Origin of the sequence: Microbispora sp. NPDC046973 (genome assembly GCF_040644495.1) — a bacterium.
Taxonomy (GTDB): Bacteria; Actinomycetota; Actinomycetes; order Streptosporangiales; family Streptosporangiaceae; genus Microbispora.
This window is the reverse complement of the sequence record NZ_JBEYWQ010000030.1, coordinates 59,375-82,363: the sequence shown is the minus strand read 5'-3', so window position 1 is coordinate 82,363 and position 22,989 is coordinate 59,375. Positions and strand designations below refer to the sequence as shown.

The 22,989-nt window shown below is 72.3% G+C and carries 22 protein-coding genes; 9 read left to right on the top strand and 13 right to left on the bottom strand.

Annotation, left to right across the window (positions count from 1 at the left end; genetic code table 11):
* The first annotated feature begins 189 nt into the window (after nucleotides 1-189).
* A complete protein-coding gene (locus tag ABZ860_RS35455; RefSeq protein ID WP_357228944.1) occupies nucleotides 190-1,740 on the top strand; it encodes a long-chain fatty acid--CoA ligase in 1,551 nt (516 codons plus the stop codon).
* A 149-nt stretch (nucleotides 1,741-1,889) separates the two neighbouring features.
* Here the strand turns inward: ABZ860_RS35455 and ABZ860_RS35450 are convergent, their stop codons facing one another.
* On the bottom strand, nucleotides 1,890-2,549 hold the full coding sequence (locus ABZ860_RS35450) for a hypothetical protein (RefSeq protein WP_357228942.1): 660 nt from the start codon (nucleotides 2,547-2,549) through the stop codon (nucleotides 1,890-1,892).
* 180 nt (nucleotides 2,550-2,729) lie between these two features.
* On the opposite strand from ABZ860_RS35450, the gene ABZ860_RS35445 reads away from it, so the two are divergent.
* A complete protein-coding gene (locus tag ABZ860_RS35445; protein WP_357228939.1) occupies nucleotides 2,730-3,314 on the top strand; it encodes a DJ-1/PfpI family protein in 585 nt (194 codons plus the stop codon).
* 48 nt (nucleotides 3,315-3,362) lie between these two features.
* On the opposite strand, the gene ABZ860_RS35440 is transcribed toward ABZ860_RS35445, so the two are convergent.
* The 6 genes from ABZ860_RS35440 to ABZ860_RS35415 are packed head-to-tail and all read right to left on the bottom strand — an operon-like array spanning nucleotide 3,363 to nucleotide 9,620.
* On the bottom strand, nucleotides 3,363-4,364 hold the full coding sequence (locus tag ABZ860_RS35440) for a M24 family metallopeptidase (protein ID WP_357228936.1): 1,002 nt from the start codon (nucleotides 4,362-4,364) through the stop codon (nucleotides 3,363-3,365).
* Nucleotides 4,361-5,308: an ABC transporter ATP-binding protein gene (locus ABZ860_RS35435; protein ID WP_357228933.1), complete on the bottom strand. Its 948-nt coding sequence runs from the start codon at nucleotides 5,306-5,308 to the stop codon at nucleotides 4,361-4,363. The genes ABZ860_RS35440 and ABZ860_RS35435 overlap by 4 nt, the downstream gene beginning before the upstream one ends.
* Nucleotides 5,305-6,108 (bottom strand): ABC transporter ATP-binding protein, encoded by an 804-nt coding sequence (locus ABZ860_RS35430; RefSeq protein ID WP_357228930.1) that lies wholly within the window; start codon nucleotides 6,106-6,108, stop codon nucleotides 5,305-5,307. The genes ABZ860_RS35435 and ABZ860_RS35430 overlap by 4 nt, the downstream gene beginning before the upstream one ends.
* Nucleotides 6,105-6,980 (bottom strand): ABC transporter permease, encoded by an 876-nt coding sequence (locus tag ABZ860_RS35425; protein ID WP_357228927.1) that lies wholly within the window; start codon nucleotides 6,978-6,980, stop codon nucleotides 6,105-6,107. The genes ABZ860_RS35430 and ABZ860_RS35425 overlap by 4 nt, the downstream gene beginning before the upstream one ends.
* Complete coding sequence (locus ABZ860_RS35420) at nucleotides 6,977-8,002, bottom strand: ABC transporter permease (protein ID WP_357228925.1); 1,026 nt, start codon at nucleotides 8,000-8,002, stop codon at nucleotides 6,977-6,979. The genes ABZ860_RS35425 and ABZ860_RS35420 overlap by 4 nt, the downstream gene beginning before the upstream one ends.
* A gap of 22 nt (nucleotides 8,003-8,024) precedes the next feature.
* Nucleotides 8,025-9,620 (bottom strand): ABC transporter substrate-binding protein, encoded by a 1,596-nt coding sequence (locus ABZ860_RS35415; RefSeq protein WP_357228922.1) that lies wholly within the window; start codon nucleotides 9,618-9,620, stop codon nucleotides 8,025-8,027.
* 139 nt (nucleotides 9,621-9,759) lie between these two features.
* On the opposite strand from ABZ860_RS35415, the gene ABZ860_RS35410 reads away from it, so the two are divergent.
* Complete coding sequence (locus ABZ860_RS35410) at nucleotides 9,760-10,413, top strand: Lrp/AsnC family transcriptional regulator (RefSeq protein WP_357228952.1); 654 nt, start codon at nucleotides 9,760-9,762, stop codon at nucleotides 10,411-10,413.
* Nucleotides 10,414-10,439: 26 nt separating this feature from the next.
* Here the strand turns inward: ABZ860_RS35410 and ABZ860_RS35405 are convergent, their stop codons facing one another.
* Nucleotides 10,440-10,790 carry a hypothetical protein gene (locus ABZ860_RS35405; protein ID WP_357228919.1) on the bottom strand — a complete coding sequence of 117 codons (351 nt, stop codon included), beginning with the start codon at nucleotides 10,788-10,790 and terminating at the stop codon, nucleotides 10,440-10,442.
* Between the two features lie 127 nt (nucleotides 10,791-10,917).
* Nucleotides 10,918-11,946 carry an ROK family protein gene (locus tag ABZ860_RS35400; RefSeq protein WP_357228917.1) on the bottom strand — a complete coding sequence of 343 codons (1,029 nt, stop codon included), beginning with the start codon at nucleotides 11,944-11,946 and terminating at the stop codon, nucleotides 10,918-10,920.
* Nucleotides 11,947-12,394: 448 nt separating this feature from the next.
* Here ABZ860_RS35400 and ABZ860_RS35395 point away from each other — a divergent pair, with 448 nt between their 5' ends.
* Entirely contained in the window at nucleotides 12,395-13,738 is a 1,344-nt protein-coding gene (locus ABZ860_RS35395; protein WP_357228915.1) for a cellulose-binding domain-containing protein, read from the top strand.
* A gap of 127 nt (nucleotides 13,739-13,865) precedes the next feature.
* Nucleotides 13,866-14,447: a hemerythrin domain-containing protein gene (locus ABZ860_RS35390; protein WP_357228913.1), complete on the top strand. Its 582-nt coding sequence runs from the start codon at nucleotides 13,866-13,868 to the stop codon at nucleotides 14,445-14,447.
* 66 nt (nucleotides 14,448-14,513) lie between these two features.
* Here ABZ860_RS35390 and ABZ860_RS35385 read toward each other — a convergent pair whose 3' ends face one another.
* The 3 genes from ABZ860_RS35385 to ABZ860_RS35375 all read right to left on the bottom strand — a co-directional run bounded on the left by ABZ860_RS35385 (nucleotide 14,514) and on the right by ABZ860_RS35375 (nucleotide 16,980).
* Nucleotides 14,514-15,713: a hypothetical protein gene (locus ABZ860_RS35385; RefSeq protein WP_357228910.1), complete on the bottom strand. Its 1,200-nt coding sequence runs from the start codon at nucleotides 15,711-15,713 to the stop codon at nucleotides 14,514-14,516.
* Between the two features lie 111 nt (nucleotides 15,714-15,824).
* Nucleotides 15,825-16,499: a DUF6766 family protein gene (locus ABZ860_RS35380; protein ID WP_357228908.1), complete on the bottom strand. Its 675-nt coding sequence runs from the start codon at nucleotides 16,497-16,499 to the stop codon at nucleotides 15,825-15,827.
* 94 nt (nucleotides 16,500-16,593) lie between these two features.
* The gene (locus ABZ860_RS35375) at nucleotides 16,594-16,980 is read right to left on the bottom strand and encodes a hypothetical protein (RefSeq protein WP_357228905.1); all 387 of its coding nucleotides are present in this window, start codon (nucleotides 16,978-16,980) and stop codon (nucleotides 16,594-16,596) included.
* A 142-nt stretch (nucleotides 16,981-17,122) separates the two neighbouring features.
* On the opposite strand from ABZ860_RS35375, the gene ABZ860_RS35370 reads away from it, so the two are divergent.
* A complete protein-coding gene (locus ABZ860_RS35370) occupies nucleotides 17,123-17,512 on the top strand; it encodes an STAS domain-containing protein (RefSeq protein WP_357228903.1) in 390 nt (129 codons plus the stop codon).
* A 23-nt stretch (nucleotides 17,513-17,535) separates the two neighbouring features.
* On the opposite strand, the gene ABZ860_RS35365 is transcribed toward ABZ860_RS35370, so the two are convergent.
* Complete coding sequence (locus tag ABZ860_RS35365; RefSeq protein ID WP_357228901.1) at nucleotides 17,536-18,615, bottom strand: MBL fold metallo-hydrolase; 1,080 nt, start codon at nucleotides 18,613-18,615, stop codon at nucleotides 17,536-17,538.
* A 202-nt stretch (nucleotides 18,616-18,817) separates the two neighbouring features.
* On the opposite strand from ABZ860_RS35365, the gene ABZ860_RS35360 reads away from it, so the two are divergent.
* From ABZ860_RS35360 to ABZ860_RS35350, 3 genes are all read left to right on the top strand, one after another.
* A complete protein-coding gene (locus tag ABZ860_RS35360; RefSeq protein ID WP_357228898.1) occupies nucleotides 18,818-19,879 on the top strand; it encodes a MurR/RpiR family transcriptional regulator in 1,062 nt (353 codons plus the stop codon).
* 168 nt (nucleotides 19,880-20,047) lie between these two features.
* On the top strand, nucleotides 20,048-21,703 hold the full coding sequence (gene hutU / locus ABZ860_RS35355) for a urocanate hydratase (RefSeq protein WP_357228949.1): 1,656 nt from the start codon (nucleotides 20,048-20,050) through the stop codon (nucleotides 21,701-21,703).
* Nucleotides 21,696-22,988 carry an allantoate amidohydrolase gene (locus ABZ860_RS35350; protein WP_357228895.1) on the top strand — a complete coding sequence of 431 codons (1,293 nt, stop codon included), beginning with the start codon at nucleotides 21,696-21,698 and terminating at the stop codon, nucleotides 22,986-22,988. The genes hutU and ABZ860_RS35350 overlap by 8 nt, the downstream gene beginning before the upstream one ends.
* The last annotated feature ends 1 nt before the right edge of the window (nucleotide 22,989 follow it).

The window sequence follows — 22,989 nt, the reverse complement described above, 5'->3', positions numbered from 1 at the left end:
CGGGGTGCAGATGCATCTCGACTTCACCGTCGAGATCGACGGGTCCGCCAAGCCCGCCTGCGTCGCCCGGGCGATCTACCGGCACTACGCCTGACTCCCGTTTCCGCCGACTCCCGGATCGGCATCCTCCGTACCTGCTCGGTCGTGGTGCCTTCCCTGATCCCCCAGCCCACAGGAGGTCGAACACCGTTGCGCAACGCCGGACTGGGAGGGTGGCCCGCCCGCCGGGCCCAGATGACACCGGACCGGACCGCGTTCATCTTCGCGGACCGGCCCGTCACCTATGCCGAGGTTCATGATCGGACGACACGACTGGCGTCGCGGTTGCGCGCAGCGGGGGTGCGGGCCGGTGATCGGGTCGCCTACCTCGGCCGCAACCACCTCGCCTTCGTCGAGACGATGTTCGCCTCGCACCTGCTCGGGGCGATCTTCGTGCCGCTGAACTTCCGTCTGGCCGCACCCGAGATCGCCTACATGCTGGACCACTCGGGCGCCGAGGTCCTGATATACGCGCCCGAGTGCGCCGAGGTGATCCGAGCCCTGCCGGGCCTCGCGGCTCCCCTCCGGCAGATCGTCGCCCTCGATGCTCCGGGGCCGGGGGAGCGGCATTACGAGACCTGGCTCGCGGAGGGCGATCCCACCCCGATCGACACGCCTGTGCGGCTGGACGACACGGCGCTCATCCTCTACACCTCGGGGACGACCGGGCGGCCCAAGGGCGCGATGCTCACCCACGGCAACCTCGTGTGGAACTGCTTCAACCTCCTGCTCGGCGTCGATGTCACCAGCGACGAGGTGACGCTGATCAGCGCGCCGCTCTTCCACGTCGCCGCCCTGAACCAGACCTTGCTGCCGACCTTCCTCAAGGGCGGCTCCTCCGTGATCATGCCGTCGTGGGACGTGGACGAGTGCTACGACCTCATGGAGAAGTACGGCGTCACCTGGATGTTCGGGGTCACCACGATGTTCGCCGCGTTCGCCCGGTCGCCCAGATGGGCCGGCGCGGACCTGTCGTCGCTGCGCACCCTCATGGCCGGAGGCGCGGCGATCCCCGCCGCGCTGATCCGCACCTACCAGGAACGGGGCCTGGTCTTCTGCCAGGGATACGGGCTCACCGAGACCGCTCCGGGCGCCACCTTCCTGGAGGCCGGTCAGAGCGTGCGCAAGGTGGGCTCGGCAGGAGCGCCGGTGTTCTTCGCCAACGTGCGGGTCGTGCGGCCCGACGGCACGGACGCGGCGGTGGGACAGCCGGGTGAGGTGCTCATCCAGGGGCCGAACGTGACCCCCGGCTACTGGCGCAACCCCGAGGCGACCGCCGCCGCGTTCTCCGACGGCGGCTGGTTCCGCTCCGGCGACCTCGCCGTTCTGGACGAGGAGGGCTACCTGTACGTCGTCGACCGGGTCAAGGACATGTACATCTCGGGCGGGGAGAACGTCTACCCGGCCGAGGTCGAGGCAGCGCTCTTCGAGCATCCGGCCATCGCCGAGGTCGCGGTGCTCGGCGTACCCGACGCCACGTGGGGCGAGGTGGGCCGCGCGTTCGTGGTCCTCCGCCCCGGCACCCGGGTCACCGCCGGCGAGCTGCGCGACTTCCTCCGTCCCCGCCTGGCCAAGTACAAGATCCCGTTCTTCTTCGACGTCGTGGACGACCTGCCGAAGACGGGCTCGGGAAAGATCCGGAAACCCCAGCTGCGACGCCTCCCGCTGCGGGATGCCGGCACCTCCGCTTCATCGGCATGACCGCGGTCCACGTACGGAGATCACGAACCCGGCGGTGCTGACGCACCCGGCCGGGGTCGCGTTCCCTGCGCCGGCCTGCCGGCGGCGTGCGCCATCGCGGGCCGATCGCGCGGTGCCGCCGGTTCGCGGACCCGCGCGAGGCGCCCGCGTTACTTGGCGCCGGCCCTGGTGCGCCGGGTGGTGGTGGCGGGGGTCTTCGCCTCGCCCTTGGCCGTGGTGCTTCTCCTCCCGGCCGCTCGTCCTGCCGCCGGCGCCGCCGGCTCCTGCATGGCTCCGGCTCCCGCGGGGGTCGTCCCCGGCGTGGGCATGGCCGTCCCACGGGGCTCCCTCTGCGGGCCGCCGAACGGGGACCAGCGCTGCTCGCGGCCCCTGGCGCGCTGCGCGATCATCGTTCCCGCGCCGATCGCCGCCGCCACCGGCCACTCCAGGATGCCGAGCGCGGCCAGCGCGCCGAGACCGCCGTAGTACATGATCCGCTCAGGCGGCGGAAGGAACGTGCGGGCGACGTCCATCGCGTGCCCGACGTCCTGGCCGCTGATGTGCGGCATGCCGACGTGCGGCAGGTGCATTTCGGGCGCCCGCAGCTGGACTCTCAGGAACGGCAGGTTCAGGTCCAGCTGGGGCCGGTGCTCCTCCTTCATCTCCATGCCCGGGCCGGTGGGCGGAGCCGGAGTGGGCGTGGGTGTGGGCGGCTTTGTCGTCGTCCGGGCACGGGTCGTCCGGCCCCGGGCGGTCGTCGTGCCGGTCGTGGCCGTGCCGGCAGTCGTGCCTGCCGTGGTCGTGCCCGGCGTCGCCTCGGTCGTGGTCATGGATCCTCCCCCGATGACGTGTCTCCCGACGCGGATCTGTGCCCGACCCGCGAGAGCTTCGGGAAAATGACCTTTCTATCCTCTATCGAGCCTCCTGTGGTTGCTGGTGCTGATAGCGACTATTTGCCCACTTTTGCCGGTGCTTTCGTCTCCGTACGCCCCTGCGCGAGGATGACGGGCATGAATCGGATAGGGATCTTGCTCTTCGACCGGGTGGAGGAACTGGACGCGGTGGGTCCGTGGGAGGTCTTCGGCGTGTGGGCGAAACTGCGTCCGGACGAGGCGGAGGTCGTCGCGTTCGCGCCCCGCGCGGGAGCGGTGCGGGCGTCCAAGGGGCTCACGCTGCACGCCGACAGGTCGGCGGCCGACGTCGGTCACCTGGACGTCTTCCTGCACCCGGGCGGCGCCGGGACCCGTCCCCAGCTGAAGGATCCGGACCACCTCGCCTGGGTGCGGGACCTGCGCGGACGCGTGCCTCTGATGACCAGTGTCTGCACCGGGTCGCTCGTCTTCGCCGCGGCCGGGCTGCTGGCGGGCCGGCCCGCGACCACGCACTGGGGCGCCCTCGACCTGCTCGCCGAACTGGATCCGACCGTCGACGTCCGGCCCGAGGAGCGCTTCGTCGACGACGGCGACATCGTCACCTCGTCCGGGGTGTCGGCGGGCATCGACATGGCGCTCCACCTGGTGGCCCGGCTCGCCGGGGCCGACCGGGCCCGCGAGGTGCGCCGGCACATGCAGTACGACCCCGAGCCCCCCGTATAGCAATCCGTATAGCGACCCGTATAGCGGCCCTTCTGAGGCGCGGCCGGGCTACCGGTCGAGGACGTGCAGCGCGCGGGAGCCGCTGCTGAGCAGCTCGGGCCCGTCCTCGCCGCACACGACCACGTCGGCCACCCGGGCGCCGAAGAGGTCGGGCAGGTAGATGGCGGGCTCCAGGCAGACGGTCATCCCGGCCTCGAACCTCTCCCCGGCGGCCAGCCAGGGTCCCTCCGCCGGGCTCAGCCCGATGCCCCGGCCGGCCCGGGCGGCGGCGTAGTCGCCGTAGCCGCTGCCGTCGATGACCTCGCCGGCGACCGTCGCGGCCGCGGCGCACGCCACTCCGGGGCGTACGAGGTCGACGGCGGCCCGCTGGGCGGCGAGGACGACCGAGTACATGGCGTCGAAGTCCTCCGGCGGCTCGGCGACCGCGAAGACCCGGGCGACCTCGGCGCAGTAGCCGTTCCAGCGCCCGCCGAGCGAGACGAGCAGGGCGTCGCCGGGATTGATCACCCGATCGCACGGCTGGTGGCGCGCGTCGGCGGAGTGCTCGCCCGCGGCGACGAGCACGGAGGGCGCGCCCTCGCAGCCCGTCTCGGCGAGCATCGCCCGCAGCCTGCGGGCCATCGCCAGCTCGGTGGCGCCGAACCACGCCAGCTCGCGGGCCGCGAGCAGCACGGTGTCGGCCGCCGCGGCGGCGTGCCGCATCGCGGTCACCTCGTCGGCCCGCTTGCGCAGGCGGAGCGGCGCGAGCACGGCCGAGGCCAGCACGAGTTCCGCGTCCAGGCGCAGCGCGAACAGCTCGGCGGCGTGCATCTGCGGGTCCACCGCCACCCGGCGGGCCGTCGGCGGCACGAGGGCCGCCGCCTGCGCGGGGTCGTCGGCCGGGGCGGGCGGCCCGTCGAGCGCCACCACGAGGTAGCTCTCGCCGCCCGCGGCCGACGGCGGGGCCGCTCGCAGGTACCGGAAGTCCGGGGAGGGCCGCAGCACGAGGGCGTCGATGCCCGCCCCGGCCATCCCGGCGCGTACGTCCTCCAGCATGAGCGGGTCGATCATGACGGGGAGGACGGCTCCGGCGCGTGCAGCCAGCAGGCCGCCGGCCCGAAGTCCGGTTCCTTCTCCCGGCACACGTCCATGACGAACGGGCAGCGGGGGTGGAACCGGCAGCCCGCCGGGGGGTCGGCGGGGTCGGGCACGTCCCCGGGCAGCTCGGCGGGCAGCACTCCGGCGCCGTCGGGGGAGGGGATCGCGGCGAGCAGCGCCCGCGTGTACGGGTGCTTCGGGTCGGCCCACACCTCCGCGGTCGGCCCGGTCTCCACGACCTTGCCGAGGTACATGACCGCGATCCGGTCGGCGATCAGCCGTACGACGGACAGGTCGTGGCTGATGAACAGCAGGCCCGCGCCGGACTCCACGGCGAGGTCGCGCATCAGCCGGGCCACCTGCGCCTGGGCGGAGGCGTCCAGGGCGGAGATCGGCTCGTCCCCGATCAGCAGCGACGGCCGGGCGGCGAGCGCCCGCGCGATGGCGACGCGCTGCCGCTGCCCGCCGGAGAACTCGTGCGGATAGCGGCCGGCGAACGCGCGCGGCAGCCCGACCCGTTCGAGCAGGTCGGCGGGGCTGGTCGCGGTGTCGCCCGCCGTCCGCAGCCCATCGGCGATCTGCGCGCCCACGCGGCGGCGCGGATTCAGCGAGGAGTACGGATCCTGGAACACCATCTGCACGCCGGTGAGCGCGGGGTCTCTGCGGCGCAGCCCCAGGGGTGACACCGGATGCCCGCCGACGAGGATCCGTCCCGAGGCCGCGCCGTGCAGCCCGCACACCGCCCGGGCCAGGGTGGACTTGCCGCACCCCGACTCGCCGACCAGGCCGACGACCTCGCCGGCGGCGACGTGCAGATCGGCCCCGGCCACGGCCTTCACGACCGGGCGGCCCGGCGTGCGGTGCTCCACGACCAGGTCCTCCACGGACAGTAGCGGCCCGGTCAGCGGCACGGTCATGGCGAGTTCTCCCCAGGAGGCACGGGCAGGGCGTCGAGCAGCGAGCGGGTGTAGGGGTGGCGCGGCTCGCGCAGCACCTGGCCGCGCGGGCCGGTCTCCACGACCAGCCCGTCCTTCATCACGCTCACCTCGTCGGCGACCGCGGACATCACGCCGAGGTCGTGGGTGACGAGGAGGACGGCGAGGCCGAGGTCGTCGCACAGACCGCGCAGCAGGCGGAGGATTCCGGCCTGCACGGTCACGTCGAGCGCCGTCGTCGGCTCGTCGGCGATCAGCACCTCGGGCTCGCAGGCCAGCGCGACGGCGATGGCGATCCGCTGGCGCATGCCGCCGGAGAACTGGTGCGGGTAGCGCTTCAGCGCCTCCTCCGGGCCGGGGATGCGCACCTTGGCGAGCAGCGCGGCGGCCCGCTCCCGCGCTTGCTTCCTGCCGACGCCCAGGTGGTGGCGCATGTGCTCGGTGAGCTGCCGCTCGACCGTCAGCATCGGGTGCAGGCTGGTCGCCGGGTCCTGGAACACCATGGCGATCTTCGCGCCGCGCACCTCGTTGAGCTCGCGGGCGGGCATCTCCAGCAGGTCCCGGCCGCCGAAGGCGATCCGTCCCGACGCGCGGGAGCCGTGGGGGAGCAGGCCGAGCACGGCGAGACCGGTCATGGTCTTCCCCGAGCCGCTCTCGCCGGCGAGGCCGTGCACGCGGCCCGCCTCCAGGGTCAGGTCGACGCCGTGCAGGACGTCGTGGCCGCCGATCGACACCCGCAGCCCCTCGATCGTCAGCGCCGCCGTCTTGTCCGCGGCCGTCACAGCGCACGCTCCTTGATCGCCCGGGCGGTGCGCGGGTCGAGCGCGTCGCGCAGCGTGTCACCCAGGAAGTTGAACGCGAGGACGACCGTCAGGATCGCGAGCCCGGGGAACGTCGCGACCCACCAGCTGTCGAAGACCTCCACCCCGGCGGCGACCATCGCGCCCCACTCCGGCGACGGAGGCTTGGCGCCGAGCCCGAGGAACGACAGGCCCGACAGCAGCAGCAACGCGGTGCCGATGTCGAGGGTGGCGAGCACCAGGACGGGCCCGGTGACGTTCGGCAGCACGTCCACCCGCAGCGACCGCCAGGCGGAAAAGCCCAGCAGCCGCCCGCTCAGCACGAACTCCCGCTCCCGTACGCCGAGCACGAGGCCGCGGGTCACCCGCGCGTACGCCGGCCAGGCGACGACGAGGACGGCGAGCACCGCGTTGCCGAGGCTCGCGCCGAGGGCGGCGGCGACGACCATCGCGAGGATGACGGTGGGGAAGGCGAACACGAGGTCGGCCAGGCGCATGATCGTCTCGTCCACCCACCGGCCGAAGTATCCCGCGCAGGCGCCGAGCAGGCCGCCGATCGCCACCGACAGCGCCACCAGCAGCAGCGTGAGCGGGATGGACACCCGCGCGCCCCACATGATCCGGCTGAGGATGTCGCGGCCGAGCTGGTCGGTGCCGAGCCAGTGGCCGGGGCCGGGCGGCGCGAGCCGGGGCAGCTCCTGCGCCAGCGGGTCGTGCGGCGCGAGCACCGGCGCGGCCAGCGCGACCACGATCCAGGCCAGCGCGACGACGGTGCCGACGACCGCCAGCGGCCGCCGCCACGCCTGCGGGAGGCGGCTCACGCGAGTGCGCGCGAACAGGCCCGCGCGCTTCATGAGACCCTCACCCTCGGGTCGATGACGCCGTACAGCACGTCGACGACCAGGTTGATGACGAGGTAGACCACGCCCACCACGAGACCGACGCCCATGACGGCGGGCAGGTCGAGGGTGGTGGCGCTCTTGTAGGCGTACTGTCCGACCCCCGGCCAGGCGAAGACGGCCTCCACCAGCACGGTGCCGGACAGCAGGCTGCCGAACGCCAGGCCGGCGACGGTGATGACGGGCACCAGCGCAGGGCGCAGGACATACCGGAACAGCACCACCCGGCCGGGCAGGCCCTTGGCGCGGGCGGCGCGCACGTAGTCCTGCCCGAGCACCTCCAGCACCGCCGAGCGGGTGAACCGCGTCAGCAGGCCGATCGTGTAGAGGGCCAGCACGAGCGCGGGCGCGGCCAGGTGGCCGACGGCCGAGGAGAACACGTCCCAGCGTCCCGACAGCAGGGCGTCGACCGTGTAGAGGCCGGTGACCTGCGGCGGCGGGGTCATCCCCGGATCGATGCGGCCGCTGCCCGGGGTGACCTGCAGCCGGAAGAAGAACACGTAGAACGCCACCAGCGCGAGCCAGAACGTCGGCACCGAGATGCCGACCAGGCTCAGCACCCGCAGCAGGTGGTCGGAGAACCGGTCGCGGCGCAGCGCCGCGACCACCCCGAATCCGACGCCGAGGACCAGCGAGACGAGGATCGCGGCCCCGGCCAGCTCCAGCGTGGCCGGCACGGACTCGGCGAGGTCGTCCAGCACCGGGCGGTGGCTCTGCTGGCTCGTCCCGAGGTCGCCGTGCAGCAGCCCTCCGAGGTGCATCAGGTATTGCTGCGGCAGCGGCCGGTCGAGGCCGTGGTCGGCGCGCCACTGGGCCACGATCGCCGGGTCGCCGAGCGCCCGCTGGCCGAGGTTGGCCGCCACCGGGTCGCCCGGCACCAGGTTGGTCAGCACGAAGGTGACCAGCGTGATCCCCACCGCCAGCAGCAGCGCCGTGACGATCCGCCGCACCAGGAACCGGGCGAGCGGGCTGCGCACCGCCCGGTTCCCCGTACGGCGTCTACTTGGCGCCGAGGTCGGCGACATCGACGGTCCACACCGGGTTGAACGCCAAGCCGGTCACCGAGGCGGCGGTCACGATGTTCTGGCTCGGCTGGATGAGCGGGATGAACGGGCTGCCCGCGTTGAGCTTCTTCTGGATGTCCTGGTAGGCCTGCTTGCGGGCGTCGTCGCCCACGGTCGTGGCGGCCTTCTCGCCGGCGGCCTCCAGCTCCTTGTCGGAGCCGGCCTTCCACCCGGCCCGCAGGCCGACCAGCTTGCCCGGCAGGAAGGACAGGTAGTCACTGGGGTCGGGGTAGTCGGGACCCCAGTACCACAGGCCGACCTCCTCCTTGCCGTTGCGGTAGTTGTCCAGGGCCGTGGTGACCGGCGCGGGAACCAGCTCGACCGTGATGCCGACCTCCTTGAGGTTGGCCTGGATGCGCTCGGCGAGCGGCTGGAACGACAGGCCGTTCACGGTCAGCTCGCTGGGGTACTCCAGCTTGACCGTGGGGTTGGTCACCCCGCTCTCCTTGAGGGCCGCCTTGGCGCCCTCGACGTCCCGCTGCGCCACCTGGTCGGCGGGCAGCGCGCCGAGCAGCATCGACGGGATCACGCCGGGCGCCTGCACCGAGCCCTCGCCCGCGAGTTCGAGCAGGCCCTGGTAGTCGACGCCCTTGCGCACGGCCTCGGCGAACTTGAGGCTGGAGGTGGTCTTGCTGACCGAGGGGTCCTGGTTCACGAGCAGGAAGATGACGTTGGCCGAGGCCGTCTTGGTCACCTGCAGGCCGCCGGAGATGCCGGTCACCTGGTCGCCGGACAGGTTCAGCGCCACCTGGCTGTCGCCGCGCTGCACGTTGAGCTTCTGGGTCGCCGCCTCGACGTTGCGGATGACGACCTTGTCGTACGCGGGCTTGTGCGCGCCCCAGTATTTGGCGTTCGCCTTCAGCACGACCTGGCTGTTCACGTTGAACGACTCGATCGTGTACGGCCCGGAGCCCGCCGAGGCGGAGTTGAGGTACTGCTCGGCCTTGTCGCCGGCGTCGGCCGTCGCGCCGTGCTCCTTGGCGACCTTGGAGTTGAGGATGCCGAGCGCGGGGTTGGGCAGGATGAACGGCATCGCCGGGTTGGGCGTCTTCGAGGTCAGCGTGACGGTGGTGTCGTCGGTCTTGGCGATCTCCACGCCGTCGAGCAGGAACGACGGGGTGCCCTTCATGTCGCGCACGCGGGTGAGGGAGAACACCACGTCGTCGGCGGTGACCGGCGAGCCGTCGGAGAACGTCGCGTCCTTGCGCAGCTTGAGCGTCAGCGTCGTGCCGTCGGACGACAGCTCGTACGACTCGGCGAGCGCGGGCACCGGCTTGGTGACGTCGCCGCCCTCGAACGTGAGGAGGGTGTCGTAGGTCGCCTTGCCGACGATGAGACCGGTGGGCTCGTAGGTCCGGCCGGGGTCCGCCGTCTTGAGGTCGAACGAGGTGTCTATCACGAGCGTCTTGCCCGCGGCGCCGCTTGGGGTGCTGCTGGACGAGCCGCCGCCGGAGCAGGCCGCGAGGGCGAGTGCGCCGGTCAGCGCGACCGGCAGAAGGCCGGCCCTCGCCTGCCACGAACGGGTCGTCATTGTGGTCCTCCGAAAATTGGCCAACCCATTGGCCGTGTGGACGTTTGGTCGCCGATCGTCCAGGATTGTCCGGCAGAAAGTCCAGCTCCTGCGGCCAAGCCGAGACGAATCTCCCCTGGAGGGTGAACCAGTGACCGAAATGTCAAGCAACTCGGGGTCCGGAGGCGGCGCCACTGGACGGATCGGCATCGGCCTGGAGCTGGACGCCACCCATCTCAAGATCCTCGAGGTGCTCAGGGACAACGGGCGCGTCTCGGTGTCCGCCCTCGCCGAGCGGGTGGGGATCTCCCGGGCCAACGCCTACACGCGCTTCGAGGCGCTGCGCGCCGACGGCGTGATCAGGCGCTTCACGGCCGAGATCGACCACCAGCGGGCCGGCCTCGGCATCGTCGCGCTGATCTTCGTGACCGTGCGCCAGCAGATGTGGCGGCAGTTCCGCGCCCAGCTCGCGCAGATGCCGGAGGTGGAGTACTGCGCCATCACCACCGGGCAGCACGACGCCATGATCCAGGTGAGGATGGCCGACGTGGCCGAGGTGCACGCGATGGTCACCGAGCGGCTGGCCAACATCCCGGCCGTCAAGGCCACGGAGACCGTGTTCATCCTCGACGAGGTGCTCAGGCGGCCGTACGTGCTGCCGAGCGACCGGGAGCGGGACCGGGGCCGCGGCGCCCCGCGGCGGCCCGCCCCCTCGGCCTCCTCCGAGCCCGAGCAGGGACAGGGGCTGCCGCTCGGCAAGATGCGCTTCGTCGGCGCGGCCGAGGGCCGTGCCGCGCTGCGCGACGCGACTTAGAAGGGACGCGACTTAGCAGGGACGGATCAGGAGACCACTTCGGCGCAGACGCTGACGTGGGTGGCGTCGTCGCCCTCGAACTGGAACTCCTCCACCAGGCGCAGCCGGCCGTCCTCGGCCGTCTCGATGCGGCTGGTGCTGCGGCCGCTCGCGCGCTCGCCGGTCTTCAGCAGGTGGACGTAGGACAGCTCGATGCGGTCGGCGTCCCGGGTGCCGACGAACCGGCCGTGGACGACGGTGTCGCCCGTGTAGTGCCCCCAGATGACGCCGCCCGACTCCTCGTACGCGAACTCGGTGGGCGCGTCGGCGTCCACCGCGCTGGCCGTGGAGCTGATCATCACGAAGCGGCGGCCGTTGAGCAGGTCTGTGTCGTTCACGAGTCCGCATCGTGCCGAACCGAACGAGATTCGCAACCCGCCCTGGACGTTCCGTTCACCGGACCCCGGCCGGGCGTGTGATCCGTCCAGATCGAACGCCCCGGCCGGGTCCGATCGTGAACAGCTGTCAGCGGCCCACGATCTCGGCGAGGGCGGCGAGCGCCGCGCCCCTGGCGCCGGCCATGTCGAGGTCCTCCACCAGCGTCACCGTGGCCACCCGCCGCTGCTCCTCGCGCAGCAGGGTGTGCTCGCGGACCTTCTCCAGGAACCACTCGCGGAAGTGCGGGGCCGCCTCGACCACCCCGCCGCCCAGGAAGTACGCGTCCGGGTCGGTGAAGTTGGCCGCGACGGTGAACAGCCTGCCGATGGCCATGGCCTGCTGCTCGAAGACCTTGAGCGCGAGCGGGTCGCCGCTTTCGCCGTAGCCGCGCAGCAGCTTGGCGGCCTTGCCGGCGGGCTCGACCCCGTGGAGCTCGTGGCCGGGGAAGCGGGTCAGCCAGTAGGGCAGCAGGTTCTTCTCGATGCCGGTCAGCGAGGCGACGCTCTCGGCGTCCCCGATGAAGCCGCAGTTGCACTCGGGCAGCGGCTGGTCGTCCTCCAGCAGGCCCTGCAGGGGGATGTGGACGTGCCCGAGCTCGCCGGCCATCCCGGCGGCGCCCTTCACCACGTGTCCCGACTGGATGACGCCGCCGCCGAGGCCGGTGCCGACGATCGCCGAGACCGACGAGTGCTGCCAGGCGTCCGGCCCGAAGCGTACGTGGTGGGAGTAGAGGGCCGCGGCGTTGCCGTCGTTGTTGTAGACGACCGGCAGCCCCAGCCGGGACTCCAGGGCCCCCCGGAAGTCGAAGCCGAACCAGCCGGGATCGACGAAGTTGGTCGCGCCCTTAGAGGAGATCACCCCGTCGGCGCTGGCCGGGCCGGGGGTGTCCAGGCCCACCGCGCGTACGGTGGAGCGCGGCGTGCCGGTCAGCTCCAGCACGTTGTCGAGGGCGAGCAGAAGCTGCTCGACCGCGACCTCAGGACCCTCCCGTACGAGGCTCGGGGTCTCGACCATCCGGTCCACGAGGAACCGCCCCGAGGCGTCGAGAACGGTCGCGTTGTTGCTTGTGCCGCCGTTGTCGAGCCCGACGACGACCCAGGACCCTGCATCTGCCATTGGGGGTTGTCCTTTGCGTTCGCGCGTGTCAGTGCGAAGACTACGAGAGTCGGGTGCCCGGGGGCACCGGCCGGGGCGCATTGGGCGGGGACAGCGGGCGGGGGCGTCCCGTGCGCGGGTGCGCGGGGGGTGCCCGCGGTGAAAGATTCAGTTCGCCCCGTCGCCCGCGCCCGGCCGCCCCGGGCCGCCGCCGTGCCCGTGAGCTGCGCGGGCGTCGTCGCCGTGGGGGCGGGACCGGCCCGGGAGCGGCGGCGTCCGTTGACCGTTTCCGCGACCCGGAGAAAACATCTGCGTCCGGGGGCCGCAGCGTCGCGACCCATCTGTCCCAGTGGCCGCGGCCCCGAGCGGGAGCGCCTGCCCTCGCCTGTCCGTGCTCGTTTCGGGAGGAGGGCCGGGCGCGAGCCGGGTGGCGTGCCGAACGAGCAGATGCGCAGAAATCGAGGTACGCATGAAGCAGTTCCGTCCCTTCCGAGGGCATCGCCTCGCCGCCCGCGGCCTGCCGGGCTCTCCGGCGGCGCGTCTGGTCGCGGCCCTGGCCGCGCTGGTCGCCGGCCTCGTGGTCGTGCTGGTGCCCGGCCCCGCCACCGCGGCTCCCGTCTGCAAGGTGGACTACACGACCAACCAGTGGCCGGGCGGCTTCACCGCCTCGGTGCGGCTCACCAACCTCGGCTCGGCGGTCAGCGGATGGACGCTGCGCTGGACGGCGGGCACCGGCCAGCAGATCACCAACGCCTGGAACGCCCAGGTCAGCCAGTCGGGCACGACCGTGACCGCGACCAACGTGGCCTGGAACGGCTCGCTGGCCACGGGCGGCGCCGCCGACTTCGGATTCCAGGGCACCTGGTCGGGCAGCCTCACGACGCCGTCCGACTGGTCGCTGAACGGCGTGCCGTGCGGCGGCACCTCCTCTCCCTCTCCCTCTCCCTCGCCGTCGCCGACCCCGTCGCCGACGGTGGACCACTCGCCGTCGCCGTCCCCTTCGCCCTCGCCCACGCCGTCACCGACCGTGGACCACTCGCCGTCTCCCTCTCCCTCTCCTTCGCCCTCGCCGTCCCCTTCGCCGTCTCCCTCGCCCAGTCCGTCGGTGACGCCCACGCCGTCCGGCTGCTCGGGGACCGGGCTGGTCGTCTGCTCCGGCTTCGAGGACCAGTCGGGCACGCCGTCGGGTGAGTGGCAGGTGACCACCCCGAACTGCTCGGGCACCGGCACCGCCACGATCGACACCGCCACCGTGCACAGCGGCGGCAGGTCGCTGCGGATCAACGGCGGCGGCAACTACTGCAACCACATCTTCGCCGCGACCACCAAGAACGTCTCCTCCGTCTCGCCCGTGGTGTACGGGCGCATGTGGGTGCGCCACACGACCGCGCTCCCGGCGGGCCACGTCGCGATGATCACCATGGCGGACTCCAGGGACGGCGGCAAGGACCTGCGCATCGGCGGCCAGAACGGCGCGCTGCAGTGGAACCGGGAGTCCGACGACGCCACGCTGCCCGAGCAGAGCCCCTCCGGCGTCGCGCTGAGCGCCCCGCTGCCCGTCAACCGCTGGGTCTGCCTGCGCTTCCAGATCGACACCACGCAGCAGGCCATGCGTACGTACCTGGACGACCAGGAGATCGCCGGCCTGCGGGTGGACGGCACGCCGACCACCGACGTGGACGCCCAGTGGCTGCGCCGCTCCACCGCGCCGCGGCCCACGACGTTCCGCCTGGGCTGGGAGAGCTACGGCGGCGACTCGGACACCATCTGGTACGACGACGTGGCGCTGGGGTCGAGCCCGATCGGCTGCTGATCACCTCGCCTCAGGGGTAGATAGCCGGGTGTCCGCCATGTGCGGTCAGGCTCGACCGTGGTCCCGTTTCGTCCGGTGCCCGGCCTCCCGCGGGGAGGCCGGGCGCCGTATCCGAGGGGAGAGGGACATGACCGACGTGCAGCATCCGGTGCCCGAACTGATGAAGGAAGGCGACGTCGTCGACCTGCTCGTCCACCAGCACTCGCTGATCAGGGACATGTTCGACGAGGTGGAGCACGCCGCGCCGGGCAGGCGCCACGAGCCGTTCCGGCGGCTGGTGCGCATGCTGGCCGTCCACGAGACGGCGGAGGAGGAGATCGTCCACCCCTACACCCGGCTGCGGGTGGAGGGGGGAGCGGGCGTGGTGGCCGACCGGCTCAGGGAGGAGCGCGAGGCCAAGCAGATGCTCCGCAGGCTGGACGAGATGGGCCCGGAGCACCCCGGCTTCATGCCCGAGCTGAACACGCTGCGCATGGCCGTGCTCACGCACGCGCGGGCCGAGGAGCGTTACGAGTTCACCAGGCTCCGGGCCGAGACGACGGCGGCCGAGCGGCGGGCGATGGCGCTCGGGGTGCGGGCCGCCGAGGCGATGGCCCCGACCCGCCCGCACCCGGGGGTGGAGTCGATGACGAGGAACCTGCTGCTGGGCCCGCCCGCGGCGATCATGGATCGGGCGCGCGATCTCATCCGGCAGGCGCTGCGCAGGTAAGGGCGTGATCCCCGGCTCGGATCCCGTACGCGTGCGTGCGTCGCGGACCCGGGCCGGGGCCCGTCCTCAGTGGGTGCGCAGGCTGTAGAGAGGGTGGGTTCCCTCGGTCTCCAGGCGGTACTCGTCGCCCGACCTGGCGCGGTTCTCGTCGATGACGCGCTCGCTGGGCGGTTCCTCCCCGCCCATGAGCTGCTCCTGCCAGCGCTGGAACCGCTCGTGGGCCTCCTGGACGTACCCCGTGCCCAGCGTCGTGTAGTCGATCTGCGTGGCGATCAGCTCGCGCAGGTACTCCTTGTTCGGCTCGAACGTCACCGGCTTCGGCAGCTCCCGGGCCACCACTTGCTCCGGGTCGCGCTCCTCGTGCCGGCGGAACAGGTCCGCGGCGATCCGCAGGTGCTCCAGCTCCATGTTCAGGTGCAGCTCCCAGATCGCCTTGATCCTCGGGTCGGACTCGGTCTCCATGAACGAGTGGTACAGGTAGCACTCGTTGTACTCGTGGTTGAGCCATTGCTCCCACCACGACTCGCCCGGATCGAGCAGCGACTCGTAGTGCGTGACGTGCTCTTCCTCGATCAGCCCGATCTCCTGGTAGAGCTGCCGCGCGATCGGCTCCATGTACATCGGGCCGACGTTCATGTAGAAGTTCATCGTCTGCTGCTCGGCGGACATGATGGTCAACGCGTGCAGCTTGGAGACCGCCTGCGCCGTCTCCCGGTTGTAGTGCTCGCGGACGTTGTCGGCCGGGTGGCGGTGGTGCATCTTCGTCGGCCGGCCCGGCATCACCTCGGTCAGCTGGTCGACGATCTTCTCGGCCTTGCGGTGCTCGATCATCTCGTACAGGTTCGCGTACCGGTACAGGTGGTCGAAGTCCTCCAGCACGCCGAACTGGTAGGCCTGCTTGAGATAGGGGTCGGGCTCCATGCGGGCCACCCAGGCGGTCAGGTCCACCGCCACCTGCTCGTAGGCGAGGGTCGTCTCCAGCACCGAGGACTGCCCTGGCAGCAACCAGTTGACCGTCTTCTGCTGCTGGGCCTCGATGTAGCGCACCTCGGCCAGGCGCTGCCGCACCTCCAGATCGGGGCAGCGCCTGGCGAAATGGTGGCTGAACATGATCGCTTCAATCTCGATGCCGTTCATCGTGATGATCCGGCACCGGGTGTAGGGATCGGCGCGGTCGGGATCGATCGGCGTGACATTCAGCTCGCGCCAGTTGCGCACCTGCCGGTCCAGCGGGATCCCCCGCTCCTGCAGCGGATTGAACGTCATCTCGGTGCTCCTCCCCACGATTGGCGCTGGGCGTACCCAAACCATGGAATGCGACAAACGTGGACATTCGGAGGCTTTGACCGGGATTGTCATCCGGTGGCGTGGAGTCCTTCAGCCGGTGGACGCCGTCTCGGAGTGCGGGTCGCCGACCTTCTTCGACTGCGGTGAGCCACGCTCCCGCAGGAAGATCGCCAGCAGGACCATGGAGGCGACCGCCAGGAACTCCGACTGCCAGTTCTGCAGCGTGCGGTTCCAGAATTCGGGGGAGGTCACGTAGCCGCCCCAGCCGACGGGGTCCTCCAACTGGGCGAGCTGCTCGTTGTTGTACGCCGCGAGGCCGGCGACCGACTGGGCCAGCCAGGACAGCAGGAAGAGCACGCCCATCGCGATCCCCAGGGAGTGACTGAAGACCGTCCGCCGCCAGCCGGGCGCCGCCGCCCAGGTGGGGGAGCCGGGGTCGGCGTACGGGCCGACCTTCTGCTCGGCGTCGGACTCCAGGCCCTCCTCGCCTCTCTTCTTCGACTCCGGCGAGCCGCGCTGGATCAGCCAGACGGTGATGAGGATGTAGAGGAAGAACTGCAGATACTCCGACTGCCAGTTCTCGGCGACGTCGACGGCGAAACTCGACGAGGTGACGTATTCGGTCCAGGTGACGGGAGAGCCGCCGTCGGCCACCTGTTCCTGGTTGAAGGCCGCCGCGCCCGCGACCGACTGCCCGGCCAGGGTGACCAGGAACAGCAGCAGGAAGCACAGCGCGAGCGCGTTGTCCCTGATCAAGCGCTTCATCGCCGCTACCTCCCCGCCAGGCCGACGACGATCACGTACGCGAGGACCAGAGCGATCGTGATCAGCAGCACCGCGTAGAGCGTGCGCGCACCGTTCACGTCTCCACCTCGCATTCGTACGGCTGGTCGGGCCGGGGTTCGCAGCCCGCGGCCCGGACCCGCCAGCCGTCGGGGAACCGGTGCAGGAAGAGCGTGTCGCCGTCCACCCGCACGCGCGCCTCGTCGCCCCAGACGTCGACGCCGCGCACCGGGCCGGCCCGCAGCCCGATCGACACGATCTGTTTCTCGCAGTCGTCCAGCGATCGCGCGGCCTTGGGGGCCAGGAGAAGGCACGCCTGTCCTCCCCGCCCCTCCCCGGCCGCGGACAGGAACCGCTGCGCCGTCGCGGAGACCGAGGTGTCCTCCGCCGAGGCGCACCCTGTGGCGATCGGCGCGGTGGCGAGCAGCGCGAGACAGACGACCGCCGTTGCTCGTATGCCCATGGACCGCGACTACCCGAGGGACGCAGGTGAAACCTGAACACGGTTTTCCTCGGCGATATGGGATTAATCGCCCGTTGCGCGTAATATGGGCGAGTCCGGAAGCGTTTCCGGTGGGGTCATCTCACCAACGGAGGTGGGACCCTTGCACGACTTCCAGGTGTCGGTGGCGCAGTCACCTCCCTTCACCCTCGTCACTCTCAGCGGCGAACTCGACGTGATCACGGTCCCCCGGCTGCGTGAGCGGGTGGCCCCCCTCCTGGCCCGTCCCGCGACGCGCATCCTGTTCGACGTGGAGAAGCTGCGGTTCATCGACAGCGCCGGCATGAGGGTGCTCATCGACGCCTGCGTCCGCACCCCGCCGAAGGACGGCGACGGCGCGGTCTGCGGGATGAGCCCGCAGATGCGTCACCTGTTCTCGCTGCTCGGCCTCATCTCGCGGCTCACCGTGTATCCGACCCGCGCCGACGCGTTCAGCCATCCGGCGGCCATGCCCCCTGGCACGGCCCATACCGACACCGCCCAGATGAACTGACCGGCCGGCGCGGAACCGGCTCCTCACAGGATCGTCTGCCACCAGCCGTCCACCGGCGGCGGGTCGTCGACCGCGACGCGCTCGCCCGGCCGCGGCACCACGAGGCGCACGTCGCGTGCCTTGGCCTCCCGCCACAGCTGGTCGATCGGGTCGCTCCAGGCGTGCGGGGCGAGCGAGAACGTGCCCCAGTGCACCGGCAGCAGCACCCGGGCGCGCACGTCGAGGTGGGTGAGGATCGCCTCCTCGGGCGTCATGTGGATGTCCGGCCAGCCCTTGCTGTAGGCGCCGATCTGGATCACCGACAGGTCGAACGGCCCGTGCTCCTCGCCGATCGCGGCGTACCCGTCGAAATAGCCGGAGTCGCCGGTGTAGAAGACCCGCCGGCGCTCGCCCGCCACGACCCACGAGGCCCAGAGGGTCTGGTCCCGGCGGAACCCGCGGCCGGAGAAGTGACGGCCGGGGGTCGCCACGAACCGGAGGCCGGACACCGTGGCCTCCTCGTTCCAGTCGAGCTCGATGATCCGGGACGCGGGCACCCGCCACCGTTCGAGATGGGCGCCGACCCCGAGCGGGACCAGGAACGGCGCGGACTGCGTGCGGGCCAGCAGGCGCACCGTGTCCATGTCGAGGTGGTCGTAGTGGTCGTGCGAGATGACGATCGCGTCGAGCTCGGGCAACTGATGAAGCGGCACCGGCGGAGGGTGCAGGCGACGCGGTCCGGTGAACGACGCCGGGGAGCAGCGCTCGCTCCACACCGGATCGAGCAGCACCCGCCGCCCCTCGATCTCGATCAGTGCGGAGGAGTGGCCGTACCAGACGGCGTCGAGGTCGCCGCCCTGGGACGGGCCGGGAGTCATCAGGGGAACGGGCAGGCGGGGTTTGCGCTGGGTCCGGCGGAGGAACTCGCGGGCGACCTGCTGCCTGGTCCCCGGCGGGAGGACGGGACTGGGGGTCGTGTTGCGGAACGCGCCGTCGCGGAACTGCCTGGAGCGCCGCACCCGGCGCGCCCGCTCGCCCGACGGCCGCGCCCCCAGCGCGGCGGGGACGTCCCGCACCGCCCACACCGCCGCCGCCAGGGCGGCCGCTCCCGAGACGAGCCCCACGCGACGGCCCAGGGCACCACTTCTCAAACCACCGGTATTCAACGGCAATCTCCTTGCTGGGTTCTGCCGATCAGACTAGGCAATCTCCGCGCCGGTCGCGCCGAGGGCGCCTTGCCTGTGGACAACCCTCCCTGGAGACTGCGTGATGAATGAAAGCATGCAGACCGGACGGCCCGAGGCGGGCAGAGGAGGCGGGGGGACGATGAACACCGGCCACGACGCGGACGACGGCCCGGCCGGCGACCGCGATCAGGGCGATGACTGCGATGACCGCGACGTCCCCGGTGCCCTCGGCGCCCTCGGCGGCCTTGACGGCGACGCCGCGTCCCGCCTGCTGCGGCTGTTCGACGGGCACCGGCTGACGCCCGTGCAGCGCAGGATCGCCCACTGCCTCGCGCAGCACGCCGCCGACGCGCCGTTCCTGTCGAGCATCGAAGTGGCCGAGCTGGCCGGGGTCAGCCAGCCGTCGGTGACCCGCTTCGCGATCGCGCTCGGCTACGGCGGATACCCCGGCCTCCGGCGCAGGTTCCGCGAGCTGGGCGCACGGCCCGGCCCGCCCGCGCGCCCCCTGCTTGAGGACCCCGTGCCCGAGGACCGCGTGCCTGAGGACCGCGTGCCCGAGGACTCCGCGCACCCGGATCTCGCGCCCGCGGATCCCGATTCCGGACGGGGCCGGGCAACGGGCGCGGGTGGCGGATACCGGCGGGCCGTGCTGGCGGAGATCGAGAACCTGCGCGCCCTCGCCCGGTCGTTGGACGACCCGGCACCCGTCGCCGCGGCGGCCCGCCTGCTCGCCGCCTCGCGGCCGCTGCCGGTGCTGGGCCTGCGGGCCGCCGCGGCCCAGGCCGCCGGGTTCGCCTACTTCGCGGCGAAGGTCCACCCCGACGTACGGCTCCTGCACGAGGCGGGGTCGCTCCTGGCCGACCGCGTCGAGCAGGCGGCGGCGGCCGGGGCGACGGCCTTGCTGTGCTTCGCCCTGCCGCGCTACCCGGCCGAACTGGTGGACGCCCTCCGGGCCGCCCGCACGGCCGGGCTGGCCGTCGTGACGGTCTCGGACCGGCGGGTGCCGGCCCTCGCCGGTCTGTCGCACGTTCTGCTCACCGCCGCGGTGGGCACGCATCTGGTGTTCGACACGGCGTGCGCGCCGATGATGCTCGGCCGGGTGCTGCTCGAGGCGATGTGCGACGAACTGCCCGGGGCGCAGGCCCGCCTGGAGGCGTTCGAGGCGTCGGCCGCGGCCCGCGGAGTGTTCCTCATTGACTGAATCTATTCATTCAATGAGGATGAATGGGACCATGCGCCGTGGGCGCGGGTGGAAGGAGGACTCGTGGCTGACGACGGCGGCAGCGCTCCCAACGACAGCGCGCTCGACGACAGCGCTCCCAACGACAGGGCCCCGCACGACAACAGGGCCCCGCACGACCGGGCTGCGATCCGGGCCCCGCGCGGCGGCGCGCTGAACACGCGGGGCTGGCCGCAGGAGGCCGCCCTGCGCATGCTGATGAACAACCTCGACCCCGAGGTCGCCGAGCATCCGGAGCGGCTCGTCGTCTACGGCGGCAGCGGCAAGGCGGCCCGCGACTGGCCGTCGTACGACGCCATCGTGCGTGAGCTCACCACCCTGCGGGCCGACGAGACCCTGCTGGTGCAGTCGGGCCGGCCGGTCGGAGTGATGACCACCCACGAGTGGGCTCCGCGGGTGCTCATCGCCAACTCCAACCTCGTCGGCGACTGGGCGACGTGGCCGGAGTTCCGGCGGCTGGAGCGGCTCGGGCTCACGATGTACGGCCAGATGACGGCCGGTTCGTGGATCTACATCGGCACCCAGGGCATCCTCCAGGGGACGTACGAGACGTTCGCGGCGGTCGCGGCCAAGAGGTTCGGCGGCAGCCTCGCCGGGACGATCACGCTAACGGCCGGGCTCGGCGGTATGGGCGGTGCGCAGCCGCTCGCGGTCACGATGAACGGCGGCGTGGCGATCTGCGTCGACTGCGACCCGCGCAGCGTCGAGCGCCGCATCGGCCACCGCTACCTCGACGTCCGGGCCGAGAGCCTGGACGAGGCGCTGCGCCTGGCGTACGAGGCCAGGGACGCGCGCCGCCCGCTGTCCATCGGGGTCGTGGCCAACGCGGCCGAGGCCGTGCCCGCCCTGCTGGCCGGGGGCGCGGAGATCGACATCGTGACCGACCAGACGAGCGCGCACGACCCCCTGGCGTACCTGCCGGTGGGCGTCGCGTTCGAGGACATGGCCGCGCTGGCGCGCAAGGACCCCGAAGGGTTCACCCGCCGCGCCCGCGAGTCGATGGCCCGGCACGTCGAGGCGATGGTCGGCTTCCAGGACGCGGGCGCGGAGGTGTTCGACTACGGCAACTCGATCAGGGGCGAGGCGAGCCTCGCCGGGTACGCGCGGGCGTTCGACTTCCCGGGGTTCGTGCCCGCCTACATCCGGCCGCTGTTCTGCGAGGGGAAGGGCCCGTTCCGGTGGGCGGCGCTGTCCGGCGATCCGGCCGACATCGCGACGACCGACCGCGCGATCCTCGATCTCTTCCCCGACAACGAGCCGCTGGCCCGGTGGATCCGGATGGCGGGGGAGCGGGTGCGGTTCCAGGGCCTGCCCGCGCGGATCTGCTGGCTGGGGTACGGCGAGCGCGACCGGGCCGGCGAGCGGTTCAACGACCTCGTCGCGTCAGGGGAGATCTCCGCGCCCATCGTGATCGGCCGCGACCACCTCGACTGCGGCTCGGTCGCCTCGCCCTACCGGGAGACGGAGGGCATGATGGACGGCTCCGACGCGATCGCCGACTGGCCGCTGCTCAACGCCATGGTCAACGTGGCCTCCGGCGCGTCCTGGGTGTCGATCCACCACGGCGGCGGGGTCGGCATCGGCCGTTCCATCCACGCGGGACAGGTCACCGTCGCCGACGGCACGCCGCTGGCGGGGGAGAAGATCCGCCGGGTGCTGACCAACGACCCCGGCATGGGGGTGATCCGGCACGTGGACGCGGGATACGACCGGGCCGCCGAGGTCGCCAGGGATCGTGGCGTACGCGTCCCGATGGCCGGGGCGACGCCGGACGCCGATGCCTGAGGGGACCCAGCGCATCCCGGCGGTGGAGGTGGCGGACGGCTTCCGCCGGATGTGGCGCGACCTGCTCCCCGTGGGCCGGTGCGACGCGACGGGCGGATATCGCCGGCACGCCTGGACGGCGGCGGACGCGGAGTGCCGGGCCTGGTTCGCCGAGCAGGCCCGGGTGCGTGGCCTGACGTACGAGACCGACCGCAACGGCAACCAGTGGGCCTGGCTGGGCGATCCCATGGCGGGTGACGCCGTGGTGACCGGGTCCCACCTGGACTCCGTGCCCGACGGCGGGGCGTACGACGGCCCGCTGGGCGTGGTGGGGGCGTTCGCCGCGCTCGACGCCCTGTCGGCGCGCGGGCTACGGCCGGAGCGGCCGCTGGCGGTGGTGAACTTCACCGAGGAGGAGGGCGCCAGGTTCGGCCTGGCCTGCCTGGGATCGCGGCTGATGACCGGCGCCGTCCGTCCCGAGACGGCGGGGGCGCTGCGCGACGCGGACGGCGTCACCCTGGCGGCGGCGATGGAGCGGGCGGGACGCGACCCGGCGGCCGCCGGGCGTGACGACGAGCGTCTCGCGCGGATCGGCGCGTTCGTGGAACTGCACGTCGAGCAGGGCCGTCACCTCGCCGACACGCCGCACCCGGTCGGGGTCGCCTCCGCGATCTGGCCGCACGGCCGCTGGCGCTTCGACTTCCGCGGGGAGGCCAACCACGCCGGGACCACCCGGCTGGAGGACCGGCGCGATCCCATGCCGGCGTACGCGGCGGCGGTGCTGGCCGCCCGGGCGAACGCCGAGCGCCTGGGGGCCCTGGCCACCTTCGGCAGGATCAGGGTCGAGCCCAACGGCACCAACGCCATCGCGTCGCTGGTCAGCGCCTGGCTCGACGGCCGGGCGCCGGACGCCGCCCTGCTGGACAGGCTCGTCGAGGAGACGGCCCGGGCGGCCGAAGGGGCCGAGGTGACCCGGGAGTCCTACACGGCGGTCGTGAACTTCGACGTGCCGTTGCGTGACCGCGTCGTGCACGTCCTCGGCGGCGTGCCGGTGCTGCCCACGGGGGCGGGGCACGACGCGGGCATCCTCGCCGGCGAGGTCCCGGCGGCCATGCTGTTCGTGCGCAACCCCACGGGCGTCTCGCACTCGCCGTACGAGCACGCCGAGGAGGCCGATTGCCTCGCCGGGGTCGCCGCCCTCGCCGCCGTCCTGGAGGACCTGCTCACGTCGGCCCCCGACGGCCCTGGCGGGAGCTTGCTGAGCGCGCGGACGGCCCCGCCACGGGCGACGCCGGGGCGGTCGTGAG